Source organism: Hoylesella enoeca JCM 12259, assembly GCF_000613405.1.
Classification (GTDB): Bacteria; Bacteroidota; Bacteroidia; order Bacteroidales; family Bacteroidaceae; genus Prevotella; species Prevotella enoeca.
The window spans coordinates 17596-38642 of the sequence record NZ_BAIX01000013.1 but is presented as its reverse complement, the minus strand read 5'-3'; the positions used below and the strand labels follow the sequence as shown (position 1 = coordinate 38642).

Sequence of the window (21047 nt, the reverse complement as noted above, 5' to 3'; positions counted from 1 at the left end):
AGAATTACAACATTAATAACGTTATATGTATTTTATCTTATTGATTACCGTTTTGATAACAGCCGTATTCTTGGTTGTGGCAGCTTATGTCATCGCTAAGTTGATCGGTCCGAGGTCATACAATCCGGTAAAAGGAGAACCTTTCGAATGCGGTATTCCAACACGCGGCTCCTCGTGGATTCCCGTGCATATCGGATATTACCTCTTTGCCATCCTTTTCCTAATGTTCGACATCGAGACCGTTTTTCTTTATCCTTGGGCCGTAGTCGTGAAACAGTTTGGTGCGATGGCACTTGTCAGCATCGGCTTTTTCTTATTGGTACTAGTATTTGGCTTGGCGTATGCCTGGCGGAAAGGAGCATTGGAATGGAAGTAAGAAAGCCCCATATCAAGAGCATTCCTTATGGCGAATTTACGGATAACGAATCTCTTGAAAAAATAGCAAAAGAATTAAACGAAGGCGGTGTCAACGTCATTGTCGGTTCACTCGATCAGGCCGTGAACTGGGGCCGCAGCAATTCTCTCTGGTCGCTGACATTCGCCACGAGTTGTTGCGGAATCGAATTTATGGCAGTGGGATGCGCCCGCTATGACTTCGCCCGCTTCGGTTTCGAAGTAACGAGAAACTCTCCCCGTCAGGCCGACTTGATTATGTGTGCCGGCACAATCACCAACAAGATGGCTCCCGTGATGCGTCGCCTTTACGACGAAATGGCCGATCCGAAATATGTCATTGCAGTGGAGGATGCGCCATCAGCGGCGGTCCGTTCAAATCCAGCTATCATGTTGTACGCGGCATCGAAGAGATCGTGCCCGTGGACGTATTCATCCCGGGTTGTCCTCCACGGCCGGAAGCTATCCTCTACGGTATGATGCAGTTGCAACGCAAAGTGAAGGTCGAGAAATTCTTTGGTGGAGCTAATCGTAAAGAGCACAAGCCGATCATTGTAACGGATGTCCCCGAAGATTTTAATGTAAAGGAAGCGTAAGACATTATGAAGCTGAATAATTTAGAATTCAATCTGAACGACTTCTCGGCAGAGATGTCTAAATTGAAAAACGAGAAGCAGTTTGACTTCCTTGTGACCATCATCGGAGAAGATTTCGGTGATGAAGGATTGGGGTGCATCTATATCCTTGAAAATACGAAAAGCCACGAGCGGATTTCTGTTAAGGCGGTAGCCGAAAGTCGAGACGAAGCTTTTCTGCCGACGGTGAGCCACCTTTGGAAAGCCGCCGAGATGCTTGAACGTGAAGTCTTTGATTTCCTGGGTATTAAGTTTGTCGGTCATCCCGATATGCGACGATTGTTTTTGCGTAGCGACTTTGTGGGTTATCCGCTCCGTAAAGACTTCGACATGGACCCCGAAAAGAACAAGGCTCCGATGTTTGACGATCCCGAACCGGACTATACCATAACGTATAGCTTAGACCAAGAAGGCAAACTCGTGGCCACGAAGAAACCTCTATTTACAGACGACGACTATGTGATCAACATCGGTCCGCAGCATCCTGCCACACACGGTGTGCTTCGTCTGCAAACGATTCTGGATGGAGAGACCATCCGCAAAGTCTATCCACACTGCGGATATATTCACCGCGGCATCGAGAAAATATCTGAGAGTTATACCTATCCGCAGACACTCGCTTTCACGGATCGTATGGATTACCTCAGTGCGATGATGAACCGCCACGCTTTGGTAGGCGTTATCGAAGAGGCGATGGGAGTGGAATTGAGCGACCGTATCAAATACATTCGCACAATCATGGACGAACTCCAACGTCTTGATTCTCACCTCTTGTTTTATAGCTGCTGCGCGCAAGACCTGGGCGCATTGACTGCATTCATCTATGGCATGCGTGATCGCGAGCAGGTTTTGAACGTTATGGAAGAGACAACAGGAGGTCGGCTGATTCAGAATTATTACAGAATCGGCGGTTGTCAGGATGATATCGATCCTAATTTCGTGCAAAACGTCAAGAAACTCTGTGCTTATATGAAGCCGAAGTTCAAAGAGTATCACGATGTTTTCACTGGAAACGTAATCTTGCACAATCGATTCAAGAAGGTAGGCATGCTTTCCAAGGAAGACGCCATCAGTTATGGCTGTACTGGCGGAACCGGTCGTGCATCGGGATGGGCCAATGATGTCCGAAAGAATCATCCCTATGCCATGTACGATCAGGTGGACTTCAAAGAGATTGTCTATAACAATGGCGATAGCTTCGATCGTTATATGGTGCGTATGGACGAGATGGAACAGAGCATCCATATCATCGAGCAACTCATTGATAATATCCCCGAAGGCGATTTCTATATCAAGCAGAAGCCGATTATCAAAGTTCCCGAGGGACAGTGGTATTTCTCTTGTGAAGGATCTCGCGGCGAGATCGGTGTTTATTTAGACAGTAAAGGTGATAAGAGTCCTTATCGTTTGAAATTCCGTCCGATGGGACTTCCATTGGTTTCTGCAATGGATGAAATGCTGCGTGGTGAGAAGATTGCCGACTTGATCGCTGTCGGTGCTTCATTAGATTATGTAATCCCTGATATTGACAGATAGTTATGTTTGATTTTTCAATAGTATCTACGTGGTTTGATGGTCTGCTTCGCAACACCTGCGGACTAAGTAGCTTTTGGGCAATTCTTATTGAATGTGTACTTGTTGGACTTTTTATTCTCACAGCGTATGCCCTGCTCGCCATCATATTGATATTTATGGAACGTAAGGTCTGTGCTTATTTTCAGTGCCGTCTCGGCCCGATGCGCGTAGGACCTTGGGGACTTTTCCAAGTCTTTGCAGATGTTGTGAAGATGCTGATTAAAGAGATCTTTGCCGTGGATAAGGCTGATAAGTTGCTTTATTCTATCGCTCCGTTCCTCGTTCTGATCGGTTCTGTCGGTGCTTTTGCATTTATGCCTTGGAATAAAGGGGCAGAGATTCTTGACTTTAATGTGGGAGTATTTCTCTTGACAGCAATATCAAGCATCGGCGTCATCGGTATTTTCATTGCCGGATGGAGTTCAAACAATAAGTTCGGTGTAGTTTCCGCTATGCGTGGTGCCGTGCAGATGATTTCTTATGAGATGTCACTTGGGCTTAGCCTCATTGCAGCCGTGGCCCTAACAGGGTCAATGCAGCTCAGCGGAATTATCGAAGCACAGAGCGGTCCATTCGGATGGCTGATATTCAAAGGGCATATTCCTGCGATTATAGCCTTTATTGTATTCTTGATTGCAGGTAATGCCGAAGCCAATAGAGGACCTTTTGACCTTGCCGAGGCAGAAAGTGAGTTGACTGCTGGTTATCATACGGAATATTCCGGTATGGGATTTGGCTTTTTCTATTTAGCTGAATATCTGAACTTGTTTATCGTTGCCGGTCTTGCAGCTACAGTCTTTTTAGGTGGTTGGATGCCTATTCACATCGGTGTCGATGGTTTTGACAGAGTGATGGATTACATTCCAGGTGTCGTTTGGTTTTTAGCCAAGGCTTTCTTACTTGTTTGGGTGTTGCTTTGGATTAAGTGGACGTTCCCACGTCTGCGTGTTGACCAAATCCTTAACTTGGAGTGGAAATATCTGATGCCACTTTCTTTGCTCAATTTGGTATTGATGACAATCATTGTAGCATTGGGCTGGTATATTAAATAAGGTATAAGAAATGGAAGAAAATAACAAATCATATTTCGGCGGAATACGAGACGGATTAAGATCGCTTGTGACAGGACTCGGCGTTACACTGCGTGAGTATTTTACTCCCAAAGTAACGGAGCAGTATCCGGAGAACCGTAAGACGACGTTGCACGTGGCTAAACGGCATCGTGGGCGTTTAATGATGAAACGCGACGAGGCTGACGTAGTGAAGTGTGTAGCTTGCCTTATGTGTGAGAAGGCTTGTCCTAACGGCACTATCAAGATTGTTTCGGAGATGGTTACCAATGATGAAGGCAAGAAGAAACGTCAGCTCGTGGATTATCAGTATGACTTAGGTGACTGTATGTTCTGTCAGTTGTGTGTCAATGCTTGTAATTTCGATGCGATAGATTTCACCAATGATTTCGAGAATTCTGTGTTTGATCGAGACAGACTCGTTCTGCATCTTGACAAAGAGCATTATAAGAGTTCGCTGCCTAATATCCTTGATGGTGGTGCTCCCGAAGAAATCGGCACGTTTAATACGAAAACTAAATAGGGGAGGAACAGACAGATATGGCAAATTTAGTAATGTTTTGCATCTTGGCCGTAATCATTTTAGGTTCGGCTATGGTATGCGTCTCAACTAAGAGTATTATGCGAGCTGCTACGTTCCTGCTCTTTGTGCTCTTTGGTGTAGCAGGTATCTATTTCCTGCTCGATTATACTTTCCTCGGTGCGGCACAAATTTCAATTTACGCAGGAGGTATAACAATGGTGTATATCTTTGCAATCCAATTGGTGTCTAAGCGTACTTTGCAAGGTATGCAAGAACGACTGAAAGGTAAACGAGTTATTTCTGGATGTCTGGTTGCACTGATTGGCTTCGCAACCGTAGCTACCGTGTTGTTAAAGAATCATTTTATCAATATGTCTACACAAATGGCAGATACGGAAGTACCGATGAATCAAATTGGAATGGCACTGTTAGGATCAGAGAAATATCAGTATGTACTCCCGTTTGAGTTTATCTCCGTATTTCTGTTGGCTTGTATTATTGGTGGCATAATGATTGCAAGAAAGGAGGATAAGAAATGATACCCGTAGAACTTTTACTATTACTTAGTACGTTGTTGTTCTTTATCGGCTTTTTCGGTTTCGTAACCCGGCGTAATCTAATAGCAATGCTGATTTCTGTCGAGTTAATTCTGAACTCGGTGGATATAAATTTTGCAGTTTTTAATCGTATTTTGTTTCCCGGCCAGTTAGAAGGGTTCTTCTTCTCATTGTTCTCTATTGGTGTCAGTGCAGCCGAAACTGCCGTTGCGATTGCAATTATTCTGAACGTTTACCGTAATTTCCATAGTGATCAGGTGAACAGTATTGAAAATATGAAATTATAAGAAAATGGATTACAGTTATGTCTTTTTGATACTCCTTCTACCTGCACTCTCTTTCGTCGTATTGGGACTTGCGGGTATGAAAATGTCGCATAAGGTGGCGGGATTGATTGGTACCATTGTGTTGGGTACGGTGTTCAGTCTCTCTTGCTATACCGCATTTGAGTATTTCTTTGGACAGGGGAGAGATGCGAATGAATTGTATCCCACCGTGACAGCTTTCAATTTTACTTGGCTGAAGTTTACCGAACTGTTGACATTCAATATCGGTTTCCGGCTTACCCCTATCTCCGTGATGATGTTGATTGTCATTTCGACAGTTAGCTTTATGGTTCACATCTATTCATTCGGTTATATGCACGGTGAGAAAGGATTCCAGCGGTATTACGCTTTTCTGTCTCTCTTTACAATGTCAATGCTTGGATTGGTTGTTGCAACGAATATCTTCCAGATGTATTTGTTTTGGGAACTTGTCGGCGTATCGTCTTATTTGCTGATCGGTTTTTATTATCCGCAACATACAGCAGTGGCAGCTTCTAAGAAAGCATTCATTGTGACACGCTTTGCCGACCTGTTTTTCTTGATAGGAATCCTCATTTATAGTTTTTATGTAGGCACTTTCAATTATGATTTGACAGTAATGCCCCAGTTACATGCACAGATTGCGGGAGCAGCAGGCTTGATGCCGATAGCATTGTTTTTGATGTTCATCGGTGGTGCCGGTAAAAGTGCGATGTTCCCACTGCATATTTGGCTTCCGGATGCAATGGAAGGTCCTACGCCTGTATCTGCATTGATTCACGCAGCTACAATGGTTGTAGCTGGTGTATATTTGGTTGCGAGTCTGTTTCCTATTTTCGTACAGTTCGCTCCGGAGCAATTACACTGGATTGCATATATTGCTGCTTTCACAGCTTTTTATGCAGCAACAGTGGCTTGTTGTCAGAGTGATATTAAGCGCGTGCTTGCTTTTTCGACAATCTCGCAAATCGGCTTTATGCTTGTTGCTCTTGGTGTTAGTCTTCCTGATCCGATGACAGGTGCAGTAGCGATGACGGAAGAATATGCTGATGTTAATGGGCTGGGCTATATGGCCGGTATGTTCCACCTCTTCACCCATGCAATGTTTAAGGCTTGTTTGTTTTTGGGTGCCGGTTGTATCATTCACGCCGTACACTCTAATGAAAAGTTTTATATGGGTGGCCTGCGAAAGTATATGCCGATAACGCATATCACATTCTTGATTTCTTGCCTTGCAATTTCCGGAATCCCACCTTTCTCAGGCTTTTTCTCAAAGGATGAGATACTCGTTGCTTGTTATAATTTCCATCCTCTGATGGGAGCCATAATGAGCGGTATTGCAATGATGACAGCGTTCTATATGTTCCGCCTGTATTATGTAATATTCTGGGGTAAGAGTTATTATGAGAGTCACATTGACGAAGGAGCGAAGAAACCTCACGAGGCGCCGCTCACAATGACATTTCCATTGATATTTCTGTCTGCCATTACATTAACTTGCGGCTTCCTTCCATTTGGACATTTCATTTCAGCCAATGGCTTGAGCTTTGACACGCATACCAATTATATGGTCGCGGGTATCAGTATTGGCTTAGCACTTATTGCCATTGCTGTTGCCACAATGATGTATAAGGGTGAGCAGACACCGATTGCCGATAAGCTTGCCAAGATGTTTCCCGCACTTCACCGAGCTGCTTATAAGCGTTTTTATATGGATGAAATCTGGATGTTTGTCACTCACAAAATTATTTTCCGCTGTGTATCTACACCCATTGCGTGGTTCGATCGTAATGTTGTCGATGGGACATTCAATTTCCTCGCGTGGGGAACCAATGAGGCGGGTGAGACCATTCGTCCGTGGCAAAGCGGTGATGTGCGTCAGTATGCCGTGTGGTTCCTGACCGGTACGATTGCACTCACATTGGTATTGTTATGTTGTCTTTAAAGAATTGATGGTAAAATGAGTATATTAACATTATTCGTAGTTATCCCCGTACTGATGTTACTCGGGCTTTGGATGGCCCGTAGCCTTAATCAAGTACGTGGTGTGATGGTGGTAGGAGCATCCTGTTTATTGGCTTTATCTATTTGGCTGACCATTGCTTTTATTCAGATGCGACACGCAGGCAATACCGATGCGATGCTGTTCACATACAGCATTCCTTGGTTTAAACCGCTGAATATTGCTTATTCGATAGGCGTCGACGGAATATCTGTGGTAATGTTGCTTTTGTCCAGCATTATAGTCTTCACCGGAACATTTGCTTCTTGGCAGTTGAAACCACTCACCAAGGAATACTTCCTTTGGTTTACTCTACTAAGTATAGGTGTCTATGGTTTCTTCATTTCAATCGACATGTTCACGATGTTTATGTTCTATGAGGTGGCCCTGATTCCGATGTACCTTTTGATAGGTGTTTGGGGAAGTGGTCCGAAAGAATATGCTGCAATGAAGTTGACATTGATGCTGATGGGAGGTTCTGCTTTATTGATTATCGGAATTTTAGGAATCTATTTCTTTAGCGGTGCAACAACGATGAATGTTATCGAGATTGCGCAATTACATAATATTCCGGTACACATTCAGAAAATATTCTTTCCATTTGTGTTTATCGGATTTGGTGTGCTTGGGGCATTGTTCCCGTTTCATACTTGGTCGCCCGATGGTCACGCTTCGGCACCAACGGCAGTGTCAATGCTTCACGCTGGTGTGCTGATGAAGTTGGGAGGCTACGGTTGTTTCCGCATTGCGATGTACCTGTTGCCTGAGGCTGCTCATGAACTGGCATGGGTCTTCTTGATTCTTACCACCATTTCCGTTGTTTACGGTGCCTTGTCGGCTTGTGTACAAACAGATTTGAAGTATATCAATGCCTACTCATCCGTCTCCCATTGCGGTTTGGTATTGTTCGCATTGCTAATGATGACGCAGACATCTTGCACCGGAGCCATTCTGCAAATGCTGTCTCACGGACTGATGACGGCTCTGTTCTTTGCGCTCATCGGTATGATTTACGGCCGAACTCACACACGTGATGTTCGCAAACTCGGCGGCCTGATGAAGATAATGCCTTTCCTCGCGTCGGTTATGTCGTAGCAGGTTTAGCCAATCTTGGTCTTCCGGGATTTTCGGGATTTGTTGCAGAGATGACTATCTTCATCGGTTCGTTCCAAAATGCCGATACGTTCCGTCGTGCTGCTACGATAATTGCTTGTACATCCATCGTAGTTACGGCGGTTTACATTCTTCGTGTGGTTGGGAAAATACTTTACCAAAAAGTGGCCGATCCGCATTATGAAACGCTGACCGATGCTACTTGGGATGAACGCGTTGCCGTTGTCTGTCTAATCTTTTGTGTGGCCGGACTCGGTATCGCACCTCTGTGGGCAAGCAATGTCATTAGCGACACGCTCGGTCCGCTCCTCGAACACATCAATTCTGTATCTGTAATGGCTTCACTCTAAATAAAACGCTAAGAAAATGAATATAGATTACAGTCAATTTTTGAGAATGTTGCCCGAAGTAACGCTGATGGCTATGTTGGTTATCACGTTCGGGGCAGATTTCTTCAGCGTAGGTAAAGAGCGCAAATGGTTTAATCCTCTGGTTTGCGTACTGATGGTTGCTCACCTCGTGATCAACATATTTCCTGTCGAGACATCTACAACATTCGGCGGGATGTATCAGACCAATGACTCTATCGGTGTCATTAAAACCATCCTTGCATTGGGAACGCTTATCGTGTTGATTCAGTCGCGTGAATGGATGGCGCGTCCTGATACATCCTTTAAGGAAGGAGAGTTTTACGAACTGATTATTTCCACCCTCTTGGGTATGAATATGATGGTCAGTGCCAACCATTTTTTGCTTTTCTTTTTAGGACTTGAAATGGCATCAGTGCCGATGGCCTGCCTTATTGCTCTCGACAAATATCGTCATAATTCCGCCGAAGCCGGAGCAAAGTTTATTCTCACGGCTACTTTTTCAAGCAGTGTGATGCTTTATGGTATTTCGTTTCTTTACGGGGCGGTCGGTACACTCTATTTTGACGATGTAGCAGCAGCTATCACCACTTCGCCACTAACGATAATGGGACTCGTGTTCTTTTTCAGTGGACTCGGATTCAAGATCTCACTCGTTCCGTTCCACTTTTGGACGGCAGACACGTATCAAGGAGCTCCCACTACTGTTACTGGTTATCTAAGCGTTGTTTCCAAGGGTGCAGCTGCTTTCACGCTCTGTGCCATCTTGATGAAGGTCTTTGCACCGATGACAGAATATTGGCAATATCTGTTGTACATTGTGATCGTATTGAGCATTACGATCGCCAACCTATTCGCTATCCGCCAAAGTGAGTTAAAGCGCTTTATGGCATTCAGTTCCATCTCGCAGGCCGGATATATTATGCTGGCTGTCATCGGTAACTCATCGATGGGTGTGACCGCCTTATCATATTACGTACTGATTTATGTTGTTGCCAATATGGCCGTCTTTACCATTATCAGTGCCGTAGAAGAACATAACGGTGGCGTAACCGACATCGATGCTTACGATGGATTATATGCCACCAATCCTAAATTGGCATTTCTGATGACATTAGCACTGTTCTCGCTCGGTGGAATTCCGCCGTTTGCCGGAATGTTCAGCAAGTTTTTTGTCTTTATGGCAGCGGCCCAGCAAGGCAGTGTCTTTGCTTATGGAGTCGTGTTCGTTGCCTTGATCAACACTGTGGTCAGCCTTTACTATTACCTGTTGATTGTGAAAGCGATGTATATCAAGAAGACCGATACGCCATTGCCAACATTCGCCAGCGGCTCAATACAAAGATTGCTTTGGCTCTTTGCACGGCCGGCATCGTGTTGTTCGGTGTTTGTTCAGTCGTTTACGATTGGATAGAAATGGCAGCGTAGCCGCTACCTAAACAAAATAACAAGAAAACGGATTATGGCCGAATCATTCTCTCGGCTATAATCCGTTTTCTTTTTTAATCCATCTTTTCTCTGATCACATCAATCCCGATGCTTCTCAGTCAGATCGAATCGTAGTGTACGGGCTTTGATCAGATCGTCGTGTGAAACGCGGTAAGACTTGTAACGGCGGCCACCGAGCGTTATACCCTTTATATATATCGACTGAGCCGAGGTGTGGGGGGCTTCGATAACAATGTCGCCGGCAGGATAATAGCAGCGGTCAAGGTGTAGTGTGACGCGATCGAAGACGGGTGTGGTGAGCGTATAAGTGGGTGAACCGGGACAGTCGGGATACAGACCGATCATCGAGAAGATTGCCCAGGCCGACATTGTACCGCAATCGTCGTTGCCGGGAATGCCGTCGGGTGTGGCTTTATAATATTTTTCCAGCAGTCGGGCTACTTGTTGCTGCGTGCGCCAGGCTTGTCCATCGAAATACGAAAACAGGTAGGGATAAGCGATGTCGGGCTCGTTGGCCGGGTCATAGAGGTTTTGGTCGAACACCTTTTGCAGTTTATCGACAAACTGTTGAGGGCCACCCATTACGTGGGCGAGCTTTTTAATATCGTGCGGTACATAGAACGTGTAATTCCAAGCCGATCCTTCGTGAAATCCGGGGGCATTGGTGAAGTCAGCGCCGGCTTTGGGATCGAACGGCGTGAGGAACTGACCGTTGGCCAATTTAGGTCTAAGTGTTCCGTATTCCTTTGAATAATAATTGTGCCAACCGCTACTCAATCGCCGGAAATGTCGTGCATCGGCCTTCTTTCCGAGTGCATCGGCCAGCTGCGAAAGCGCATAGTCGGCCACATAATATTCCAAGGCGTGCGAAACGGAGTTGTCGCCAGACTGATCGGCGGCATAAAGACCGAGCGGGATATAACCCTTGGCGAGATACGGGTCGACGTCGGGTCGCATCTTGTTGTCCTTGCTTGGCGTGGTAGCTGACTTGACGAACGCCTCATAGGCTGTGTTGACATCGAAATCTCGAAGATCTTTCAGATAAGTGTCTGTGATGACGGGAATGGCCGGGTCGCCCTCCATCGTCCACGTCTCACGGCCGAAGAGTTCCCATTTCGGCATCCAACCCCACTCTTTATACATCTCGATCATCGAACGAACCATATCGAGCTGCTTGTCGGGATAGAGCAATGTAAAAAGCTGGTGCACGTTGCGATAAGTGTCCCAAAGCGAATAAACGGTGTAGCGATTACCTCGGGTGGTGCCGATTTCTGCACTTTCCATCTTGGGGTATTGTCCGTTTACATCCTGCAAAATATTGGGATGCAGTTGGGTATGGTAGAGTGCTGTGTAGAAGATACGCCGCTGGGCCTCGGTGCCGCCCTCTACGGTGATTCGGCTCAGCGTCTTGTTCCACTGGTTATAGGCTTTTCGCCGCACGTTGTCGAAGTCGATGGTAGGCTGTTCGGCTGTTAGATTCTCGCGTGCATTGGCAATTGACACAAACGAGATGCCCATCTGCACTTCTATTTGCTCGCCTTCAGCGCAATCGAAGCTGAAATAATAGCCTATTTCATTGCCTGCCATCTCGCGTCCATAGTGCTTATACAGTTTGTATTTACCGTTGTCTGTGTCCCATTGTCCTTTTACTCCGGTCTTTGTTGGCTGCTTTTTCCAATAGCCGGTCTCTGTGGGTTGCTTGTTCACGCGCATCACAAAATACATCGGGAACACAGCTTGAGAATTATAACAGAACGTTCCTAAGAGTCGGAATCCCTCGATTTCAGTGTCGCTGACGCGCTTCACCATTCCCCCGACTTCGTTGGTAAGTCCATCACCAATATTGAGCAGGATGTTTCCTTGTCCTTTACGAAAGGTGAATCGCTCAATAGACGAACGTAAGGTAGAAGTTACTTCGCATTTGATTCCATATTTATCAAGTTTGTTTGCATAATATCCGGGCACGGCTCGTTCGTTACTGTACGTAGAACCGTAATGATGATAATCTACGTCTAACGCTTCCGCCGTGGGCATCAGCAGCAGTGTACCGAGTTCGGGACAGCCTACTCCGCTGAGCGTTACGTGCGCAAAGCCAGTGAAATACTTATTGTTGAACTCGTAGGGAGCCGACCACCAGCGGGCGTCTTTGTCGTAAACATTCAGGTCGGAACCCATCACATTAAACGGAACAACCGACATCAAGCCATTGGGACATACTGCTCCGGGATTGCAAACACTGAAATTGGTGGTACCGATGAATGGATCTACATACTCGACCGGCTTCTGAGCCTGTACGAATCCCATCGCTTGCAAGCAGAATCCCACTGCAATCGCATATTTTTTGATTGTCATAAAATGTTGTTTTTATCGTTCATAAATCGTAGAATCATGCACTCGCGTGCGAAAAGCAAGCATGAGTCAGCCTTGTGTTTTATTCAATTCCTTGATTTTTTTCTTCTCTTTATACTTATATTCCACGGTGAGCTGACCCGTGAGTGCACGCAAACGCAAATCTCGGTAATACGGATCATCGTCGCCAAGTCCCACTCGCGTGGAGTAAAACAGATTTTGATGATCCCTCGGATCAGCATGGTCGTCAACCGGAATCAATGCCGGCACAGCCTCCATTGCAGGAAAATAGACAACCATCTCACAACTTCCGTGTCGTGGATGATCAAAAAAGGCAGGTTCGATCTTCTTTTCTCGCGCATTGATTTGCTGCACGATACGCGTCAACACATTGTTCGGACCGAAAATCATAGTGCCGTCTGACATCACGGCACTGCGCACCAGCGTGCTATAATAATAGGTATCACTGTCCGACAGACAGACACCCATACACACACGGTTGTCTGCTTTATAACTCGCCGTAGCACTTCGGCCGCGCCGATGAATATAAAGCCGTCCGAAATGATTCATCTGCAAATCATTGTCATGCACATAACAGTCTTCGAAAACACCCTTGCGCATGAAATAACTCTCCGTTTCCAGCGGATAAACTGTTATGCCGCAAACATTCACGGCATAGTGCGTCAGCAGCAGTTTCATCGTCTGCTGCATCATGCAGACCATCTTCCCGTGATCGGTTTCTTGCCCCAACTCACGAATCAAATCTATCATCATGTTATCCATCATGATACAGTCCTCGTTTTAGTTTATGCTTTTTTACCTTGCAATTAGATATTGATTGCATTGCAACTAAGCGTTCTTTGCATTACAACTAAGCGTTATTGAAAAGTGACTTCGTCAACCCTTCGCTTTCAAAAGATCGCGAATCTCAGCAAGCAAACGTTCCTCTGCGCTTGGCTCCGGTGCTGCAGGAGCTTCTGCTTCGGGTTCTTTCTTAGCAACAACTTTATTGATACCCTTGATAAGAAAGAATATACAGAAAGCTATTATCAAGAAATCAATGATGTTCTGAATAAACATTCCGTATTTGATTTGCGCACTCCCGATGGTAATAGCAAGGCCAGAGAAATCCACACCGCCCGTAAGCGAACCGATGATCGGCGTAATAATGTTGTCTACCAACGAACTAACGATCTTGCCAAAAGCACCGCCAATGATTACACCGACAGCCATATCAAGCACATTGCCACGCATAGCGAAGGCTTTAAATTCACTGAGAAAATGACTCATACTTCTGTTTTTTATTATTATTTAATACTGAAATTTGTTGCAAATATAAGGAAAAAATCGTATCTTTGCGGCACAAAATGAGTGAAAAGATGCTTTCCAGTATCATATTCAAGTTTTGCTGAGATAAGAACCAACATAAAAGGTAAAAATAGGTAGAAGTTTTTAACTCTTTAAAAAGGATAGAAAGTAAAATGATTAAAATTGGTATTAACGGATTCGGCCGCATCGGTCGCTTCGTTTTCCGTGCCACTTTGGAAGAGGCAAACGCAAAAGATGTCGTTGTAGTAGGTATTAACGACCTTTGCCCGGTTGATTACTTGGCTTACATGCTGAAGTACGACACAATGCACGGACAGTTTCAGGGTACAATCAAAGCTGATGTAGAGAAATCTCAGCTCATTGTTAATGGTAATGTAATTCGCGTAACCGCAGAGCGTAACCCCGCTGATTTGAAATGGAACGAGGTTGGTGCTGAATACGTTGTTGAATCTACTGGTCTCTTCTTAACCAAAGAGAAATCTCAGGGTCACCTCGATGCAGGTGCTAAATATGTCGTTATGTCTGCTCCATCTAAGGACGACACGCCAATGTTCGTATGTGGTGTAAACTTCGACAAGTATGTTAAGGGCACGCAGTTTGTTTCTAACGCTTCTTGCACAACCAACTGTTTGGCTCCCATCGCTAAGGTATTGAACGACAAGTTTGGTATTGCTGATGGTTTGATGACGACTGTTCACTCTACAACTGCAACTCAGAAGACCGTTGACGGACCTTCTTTGAAGGATTGGCGCGGTGGTCGTGCTGCTTCCGGCAATATTATTCCGTCCTCTACCGGTGCTGCAAAGGCAGTGGGCAAGGTTATTCCTGAGCTCAACGGTAAGTTGACCGGAATGTCTATGCGTGTACCGACTTTGGACGTTTCTGTTGTCGATTTGACGGTCAACTTGAAGAAAGCAGCTTCTTATGACGAGATTTGCAAGGCAATGAAAGATGCTTCAGAGGGTGAGTTGAAAGGTGTATTAGGTTACACAGAAGAGGCTGTCGTTTCTTCAGACTTCCTCGGTGATGCACGCACCTCTATCTTCGACGCTAAGGCCGGTATCGCTTTGACTGACACTTTCGTGAAAGTTGTATCTTGGTATGACAACGAAATCGGTTATTCTCACAAGGTTGTAGAATTGATTAAGCACATGGCTAAGGTCAACGGCTAATCGATTTCACGATAAAACCCAATGAAAAGGTCATCCGATATTTGTCGGATGACTTTTTTTTATTATTTTTGCACACAGAGATTTAAGTCAATAGATAAGCATACGAGTTAACAAGTTAACGAGGAAGAAGGTAAATCAAGCTATGCAAAAGATGATCACCATCATAGGACCGACAGCCAGCGGCAAAACAGCAGTAGCTGCCGAGCTTGCAACGGACATTGGGGCGGAAATCATCAGCGCTGACAGCCGACAGGTTTATCGTCGGATGGACATCGGAACAGGCAAAGATCTGAGTGATTACACGGTGAATGGACATGCGATCCCTTATCATTTGATAGATATTGCCGAGCCCGGCACCAAGTATAACCTATTTAAATATCAAGAAGATTTCCGTAAGACACACCAGGAAATCACGTCTCGGAAAGTGCCGGTGATTCTCTGCGGGGGAACAGGATTATACGTAGAAGCCGTGTTGAAAGGCTATTCCCTATCGCCAGTGCCGCAGAATCCGGAATTGCGCAATCGTTTGGCAGATAAGCAGTTGGATGAGTTGACGACGATACTAACCGACTTGAAGGCTCGGAACAACTCCTCGATGCACAATCGGACAGACGTAGATACAGTTCAACGGGCCATTCGCGCCATTGAGATTGAGACCTACAATTGCGAGCATCCAATGCCGGCAAGGCCGATGCCGACCATCAATTCGCTGCTCATCGGATTGCATCTCGACCGCAACAAAAGGCGGGAAAAAATCACAAAACGACTGAAACAACGCTTGACAGACGGCATGGTCAATGAGATTCGGACATTGCTGGATGAGGGAATACCCGCAGAAGACTTGATCTATTATGGTCTTGAATACAAGTTTATCACCGAGTACGTCATCGGAAAACGATCTTACGATGACATGTTTCACGATTTGGAAATTGCAATCCATCAATTTGCCAAACGGCAAATGACATGGTTTCGCGGAATGGAACGACGCGGTTTCCAGATCCATTGGATAGATGCGGAACTGCCTATGGCAGACAAAATAAAAAAAATTAAAGAGTTATGGCAATGAACGAAACACGCTGGGGAATACTCTATTGCCCTAAAAACACGCTTCGCCAACAGAAACGTTGGGAGCAGATAGAGAAATGTCTGCATGAGAATCATATCGATTTCGACTATGTGCAGAGTGAAAATACGGGTAGTGTAGAGCGTCTTGTCAAGATGATGATCAACAATGGATATAAGACGATCATTATTGTTGGAGGAGACTCTGCTCTAAACGATGCCGTGAATTGCCTGATGCAAGTGGATGCCGACACACGAAATCAAATTGCGCTCGGGGTGATTCCCAATGGGGTTATGAATGATTTCGCACATTTTTGGGGCTTTAAAGAGGGAGAAATAGAACAGTCTGTGGCTTGGTTGAAGCGCCATCGCGTCAGAAAAATAGACTTAGGAAGGATCAATTATAAAAACAAAAGTGGTGAGCCTTGTCATCGCTATTTCTTGAATTGTATCAATATCGGACTGATTGCAGCCATCATGAACCTGCGCAGAAAGACTCGCCACTTGCTTGGATCGCGCACATTGTCTTTCATTTTTTCATTTATTCTGATGCTGTTTCAACGTTTGGATTACAAGATGACACTTCGAATCAATACGGATGTCATCAAAAGAAAGGTTATGACAGTGTGTGTGGGAAACGCCTTGGGATATGGACAGACGCCGAATGCCGTGCCTTATAACGGTCTGCTCGACGTCTCTGTGGTTTATCATCCGGAGATGATGCAACTGATAGAAGGCTTTTATCTGTTCCTAAGAGGTAAGTTCTTAAATCACCGCAGCGTGCATCCCTATCGCACACGAGAAATAGAAGTCATCGAGACACAGCATGCTTTGGTGGGTCTTGACGGTCGATTGATGAACACACCGACAGGGAATTTCTGGATTAAAGTGGAACAAGAGGTAATCAATTTTCTGATTCCCGATTAACCCATTTTGGATATTCGACGCAACTCGTCATCTCGAATAATTTTGATTTTGCGTCCATCGATGGTAATTAATTTCTCTCCGGCAAAATTGGAAAGCGTACGTATGGCATTGCTTGTCGTCATATTCGATAGGTTCGCGAGATCTTCACGACTTAGATAAATACTCAGTGTGAAACCATCTTTTTCCACACCATAACTATCTTTAAGGAAAAGTAGCGCCTCGGCGAGACGTCCTCGAATATGTTTTTGAGTGAGACTGACGGTCCGATCATCGGATGCGCCTAATTCTTTGGACAAATTTCGGATAAAGAAAAGACTAATATGATAATTTTCTTTCAATAAATCTACTAATACTTCGATAGGAATGAAAGCGACAATCGATGATTCCAAGGCCACACCTACCGTTCGATAACATTCTTCAGCAAAGTAAGCCCTAAAACCGAAGAAGTCGACTGGCTGAATCACTCTCAATATTTGATTCTTTCCACTGATTCCATCCTTATAAACTTTTACCTTCCCTTGAAACAGACATAGCAAATTACGAGGATACTCCAAATTCTTGTATATGATTTCGTTTTTCTTGAATTGATAGACATTCATGTGCTCAAAGAGTGCTTGCTGTTGCTTCTCGGTCAGCGATGTCCATAACTTTGAAATGGCATCTGCTATTTCAATTTTGATCGAATCATCTTTTAAAATCATATGATCTACCTTAAATAATTGTCTTGTTTATCTCTTGTACGCTATTGCAAAAATACAAAAAAAACACTATCTACAATAAACTGAATGACGTTTTTTTATCTTATGAAACAAAAAACTGATATTTTCTTTAAATAAAATAAGATATTTATTTTGTGTAAAGCATAAAAATTCGTACTTTTGAAAGCGGGTTTGCGAGGTGCACGACAGCTCTCGATTCCCACAAAACAGAGTATTAAACATTAAACCTTAACAGACCGACTATGAGTTATCTGCGATTTGAGAAAGCTCTGATGACTAACCTTGAAGAGTCGTTATCAAAGGAATTGCTCCGCACAAACAGATCCGGTGCTTATTCCTGTTCAACGATAGTGGACTGCAACACGCGCAAATATCATGGACTTCTTGTCGTTCCTGTGCCGGAACTGGATGATGAGAATCATGTTTTGCTATCGTCTTTGGATGTTACGGTCATTCAACACGGAGCTGAATTTAATTTAGGACTGCACAAATATCAAGGCAATAATTACAGTCCAAAAGGTCACAAATATATTCGGGAGTTTGATTGTGACAACGTTCCTACAACCCTCTATCGCGTCGGCGGTGTGTTGCTGAAAAAAGAAGTAGTCTTCCAACATTATGAAGACAGAATCCTATTGCGCTACACTTTGGTCGATGCTCATTCGGCAACGACACTCCGCTTCCGTCCTTTCTTAGCATTCCGAAGCGTTCGCCAATTCACACACGAGAATGCAACAGCCAGCCGAATTTACTTCCCTGTTGACAATGGAATCAAGACTTGCATGTATGCAGGATATCCAGATCTATATATGCAATTCAATAAAAAGAACGAATTTATCTTCCAACCCGACTGGTATAGAGGTGTGGAATATCCGAAAGAGCAGGAGCGTGGCTATGCTTCAAATGAAGATTTATATGTTCCCGGCTATTTCGAGATGAATATCCGAAAGGGAGAGAGTATCGTTTTTGCAGCATCTACAGCTGAAATCAAATCGGGAAGTTTGAAGAAACTTTTCGAAGAGGAAGTTAACGAGCGTAGCCCGCGCGATAACTTCTTTCACTGCTTAGTCAATGCAGCCCATCAGTTTCATATCAGTATGAAAAATGATGATCGCTATTTGCTTGCGGGTTATCCATGGTTCAAATGCCGGGCACGCGACACATTCATCGCTCTACCGGGTCTGACACTTGCCATTGACGAGCAAGACTATTTTGAACTTGTGATGAAAACAGCCGAAAGAGGTCTTCGAGAATTTATGGAAGGAAAACCTCTGACGGTCAAAATCTATGAAATTGAGCAGCCAGATGTACCATTATGGTGCATTTGGGCTATCCAGCAATATGCCAAGGAAGCGGGAAACGAGAAGTGTTTGCAGATGTACGGCAAACTATTGAACGACATCATTCATTTTATCGAAAATGGAAAGCATCCCAATCTACGCCTTGATGCTAATGGACTACTGTATACCAATGGCCGCGAAACACCTGTCACATGGATGAATTCCACAGCCAACGGGCGTCCGATCATCCCACGAACTGGCTATATTGTCGAATTTAACGCATTGTGGTATAATGCACTTCAATTCGCCGCAGCAATGGCAAGATTGAACAACGAGACCGAGAAGATCGCGCATTATGAAGCCTTGGCCGAATTATGCCGGAAATCTTTTGTTGACACTTTCTTAAATGAGTACGGCTATTTGTTCGATTACGTCGATGGCAATATGATGGATTGGAGTGTCCGCCCTAACATGATTTTTGCCGTAGCATTAGATTATTCGCCTTTAAGCCAAGACCAGAAGAAGAGCGTTTTGGATGTCTGCACCCGCGAACTCCTCACGCCCAAGGGTCTGCGATCACTTTCTCCGAAAAGCGGAGGCTACAATCCTATCTATATCGGGCCACAAACAAAACGTGACTATGCCTATCATCAAGGTACGGCCTGGCCTTGGTTAGGTGGCTTCTACATGGAAGCCTGTCTTAAACTCTATAAACGAACCCGCCTGAGTTTCATCGAGCGACAGATGGTGGGTTATGAAGATGAAATGTTCAGCCATTGTATCGGCACAATACCCGAACTCTTCGACGGGAATCCACCATTCTGCGGACGCGGTGCCATTTCGTTTGCCATCAATGTGGCAGAGGTATTACGAACCTTAGAATTACTCGAAAAATATCATTATTAGGGAGGGACGACGATGAAAGTACTAATGTTTGGATGGGAGTATCCTCCTCATATCCTCGGAGGTCTCGGAACTGCCAGTTTCGGCATCACAGAGGGTTTGCATGCACAGGGAGATATGGACATCACATTCTGCCTACCAAAGCCGTGGGGAGATGAAGACAAAACCGCTGCTAACATCATTGCAATGAATTGTGTGCCCATCGGATGGCGTGATGTTAATGCCGACTATGTCGGACAACGCATAGGCAATGTGATGGATACGGACCTATATTTCCGCCTCCGCGACCATATCTATTCCGACTTTAATTATATGAATCTCGACGATTTAGGTTGTATGGGATTCTCTGGGCGCTACCCCGACAATCTGCACGATGAGATCAACAACTATTCTATCGTTGCAGGCGTAGTGGCACGCACACTGAACTACGACATTATCCATGCACACGACTGGCTCACTTATCCTGCCGGCATCCACGCTAAACAAGTATCGGGAAAGCCACTGTGCATCCACGTGCATGCCACCGACTTCGATCGATCTCGCGGGCATGTCAATCCCACGGTTTATTCGATCGAGAAAGACGGAATGGATAATGCCGATTGCATCATGTGCGTATCGGAATTGACCCGACAAACGGTGATCAATCAATATCACCAAGATCCGCGCAAGTGTTTCACTGTGCACAATGCCGTCTACCCCTTACGACAGGAATTGCAAGATATTCCGCGCCCCGACCACACCAATAAAGAGAAGGTGGTCACATTCTTAGGCCGGCTGACGATGCAGAAAGGACCAGAATATTTTGTCGAAGCAGCCAACATGGTACTTCAACGCACGCGCAACGTGCGTTTCTGCATGGCCGGCTCGGGCGACATGATGGATCAGATGATTTATCTTGCGGCCGAACGAGGTATTGCAGACCGCTTCCACTTCCCCGGATTCATGAAAGGCAAACAAGTGTATGAATGTCTGAAAGACTCCGACGTTTACGTGATGCCATCCGTAAGCGAACCTTTCGGCATCTCGCCACTCGAAGCCATGCAATGCGGCACACCCTCGATCATCTCCAAGCAGAGCGGATGCGCCGAAATCTTAGATAACTGTATCAAAGTCGACTACTGGGACATCCACGCTTTGGCAGACGCCATGTACAGCATTTGCCACAATGAGAGTCTCTTCCGCTATTTGCAGGAGGAAGGACTGAAAGAGGTCGACCAATTCACATGGGAGAAAGTGGGATTTTGGATTCGTGAACTATATGAGCGAGCATTAAGCCACCAATAAGAGATCAAGAACACAATACTAATCATAAAACC

The 21047-nt window shown here is 45.0% G+C and carries 16 protein-coding genes and 3 pseudogenes; 15 read left to right on the top strand and 4 right to left on the bottom strand.

Annotation, left to right across the window (positions count from 1 at the left end):
• Nucleotides 1-25 precede the first annotated feature (25 nt).
• From JCM12259_RS05885 to JCM12259_RS14085, 10 genes and pseudogenes are all read left to right on the top strand, one after another.
• Nucleotides 26-376, top strand: a complete 351-nt coding sequence (locus tag JCM12259_RS05885) for an NADH-quinone oxidoreductase subunit A (RefSeq protein ID WP_025065754.1) — start codon at nucleotides 26-28, stop codon at nucleotides 374-376.
• Nucleotides 367-989 (top strand): annotated as a pseudogene (locus JCM12259_RS14095) (NADH-quinone oxidoreductase subunit B). Before JCM12259_RS05885 ends, JCM12259_RS14095 begins: the two are co-directional and overlap by 10 nt.
• A 6-nt stretch (nucleotides 990-995) precedes the next feature.
• Nucleotides 996-2564: an NADH-quinone oxidoreductase subunit D gene (locus tag JCM12259_RS05875; RefSeq protein ID WP_025065753.1), complete on the top strand. Its 1569-nt coding sequence runs from the start codon at nucleotides 996-998 to the stop codon at nucleotides 2562-2564.
• Between the two features lie 2 nt (nucleotides 2565-2566).
• Entirely contained in the window at nucleotides 2567-3655 is a 1089-nt protein-coding gene (gene nuoH / locus JCM12259_RS05870) for an NADH-quinone oxidoreductase subunit NuoH (protein WP_025065752.1), read from the top strand.
• Nucleotides 3656-3665: 10 nt separating this feature from the next.
• Complete coding sequence (locus JCM12259_RS05865; protein WP_025065751.1) at nucleotides 3666-4196, top strand: NuoI/complex I 23 kDa subunit family protein; 531 nt, start codon at nucleotides 3666-3668, stop codon at nucleotides 4194-4196.
• A gap of 17 nt (nucleotides 4197-4213) precedes the next feature.
• Nucleotides 4214-4735 (top strand): NADH-quinone oxidoreductase subunit J family protein, encoded by a 522-nt coding sequence (locus tag JCM12259_RS05860; protein WP_025065750.1) that lies wholly within the window; start codon nucleotides 4214-4216, stop codon nucleotides 4733-4735.
• A complete protein-coding gene (gene nuoK / locus JCM12259_RS05855) occupies nucleotides 4732-5040 on the top strand; it encodes an NADH-quinone oxidoreductase subunit NuoK (RefSeq protein ID WP_025065749.1) in 309 nt (102 codons plus the stop codon). Before JCM12259_RS05860 ends, nuoK begins: the two co-directional genes overlap by 4 nt.
• Nucleotides 5041-5044: 4 nt before the next feature.
• A complete protein-coding gene (locus JCM12259_RS05850) occupies nucleotides 5045-7003 on the top strand; it encodes an NADH-quinone oxidoreductase subunit 5 family protein (protein WP_025065748.1) in 1959 nt (652 codons plus the stop codon).
• A gap of 15 nt (nucleotides 7004-7018) precedes the next feature.
• A pseudogene (locus JCM12259_RS14090) lies at nucleotides 7019-8523 on the top strand (complex I subunit 4 family protein).
• A gap of 16 nt (nucleotides 8524-8539) precedes the next feature.
• Nucleotides 8540-9969, top strand: a pseudogene (locus JCM12259_RS14085) (NADH-quinone oxidoreductase subunit N).
• Nucleotides 9970-10068: 99 nt separating this feature from the next.
• Here JCM12259_RS14085 and JCM12259_RS05835 read toward each other — a convergent pair.
• The 3 genes from JCM12259_RS05835 to mscL form a co-directional block, all read right to left on the bottom strand.
• A complete protein-coding gene (locus JCM12259_RS05835; protein WP_051559202.1) occupies nucleotides 10069-12294 on the bottom strand; it encodes a GH92 family glycosyl hydrolase in 2226 nt (741 codons plus the stop codon).
• A 114-nt stretch (nucleotides 12295-12408) separates the two neighbouring features.
• Complete coding sequence (locus JCM12259_RS05830; RefSeq protein ID WP_051559196.1) at nucleotides 12409-13125, bottom strand: hypothetical protein; 717 nt, start codon at nucleotides 13123-13125, stop codon at nucleotides 12409-12411.
• A 111-nt stretch (nucleotides 13126-13236) separates the two neighbouring features.
• Nucleotides 13237-13629 carry a large-conductance mechanosensitive channel protein MscL gene (mscL, locus tag JCM12259_RS05825; protein WP_025065745.1) on the bottom strand — a complete coding sequence of 131 codons (393 nt, stop codon included), beginning with the start codon at nucleotides 13627-13629 and terminating at the stop codon, nucleotides 13237-13239.
• A gap of 191 nt (nucleotides 13630-13820) precedes the next feature.
• Here mscL and gap point away from each other — a divergent pair, with 191 nt between their 5' ends.
• From gap to JCM12259_RS05810, 3 genes are all read left to right on the top strand, one after another.
• The gene (gene gap / locus JCM12259_RS05820; protein WP_025065744.1) at nucleotides 13821-14840 is read left to right on the top strand and encodes a type I glyceraldehyde-3-phosphate dehydrogenase; all 1020 of its coding nucleotides are present in this window, start codon (nucleotides 13821-13823) and stop codon (nucleotides 14838-14840) included.
• Between the two features lie 142 nt (nucleotides 14841-14982).
• Nucleotides 14983-15906: a tRNA (adenosine(37)-N6)-dimethylallyltransferase MiaA gene (gene miaA / locus JCM12259_RS05815; RefSeq protein ID WP_025065743.1), complete on the top strand. Its 924-nt coding sequence runs from the start codon at nucleotides 14983-14985 to the stop codon at nucleotides 15904-15906.
• Nucleotides 15897-16829, top strand: coding sequence for a diacylglycerol/lipid kinase family protein (locus tag JCM12259_RS05810; protein ID WP_025065742.1), 933 nt, complete (start codon nucleotides 15897-15899; stop codon nucleotides 16827-16829). Before miaA ends, JCM12259_RS05810 begins: the two co-directional genes overlap by 10 nt.
• Here the strand turns inward: JCM12259_RS05810 and JCM12259_RS05805 are convergent.
• Nucleotides 16826-17530, bottom strand: coding sequence for a Crp/Fnr family transcriptional regulator (locus JCM12259_RS05805; RefSeq protein ID WP_025065741.1), 705 nt, complete (start codon nucleotides 17528-17530; stop codon nucleotides 16826-16828). The genes JCM12259_RS05810 and JCM12259_RS05805 overlap by 4 nt on opposite strands.
• Nucleotides 17531-17790: 260 nt before the next feature.
• On the opposite strand from JCM12259_RS05805, the gene JCM12259_RS05800 reads away from it, so the two are divergent.
• Both JCM12259_RS05800 and JCM12259_RS05795 read left to right on the top strand, forming a co-directional pair.
• Complete coding sequence (locus tag JCM12259_RS05800) at nucleotides 17791-19734, top strand: glycogen debranching enzyme N-terminal domain-containing protein (RefSeq protein WP_025065740.1); 1944 nt, start codon at nucleotides 17791-17793, stop codon at nucleotides 19732-19734.
• Nucleotides 19735-19746: 12 nt separating this feature from the next.
• Nucleotides 19747-21015, top strand: a complete 1269-nt coding sequence (locus tag JCM12259_RS05795) for a glycosyltransferase family 4 protein (RefSeq protein WP_025065739.1) — start codon at nucleotides 19747-19749, stop codon at nucleotides 21013-21015.
• Nucleotides 21016-21047 lie beyond the last annotated feature (32 nt).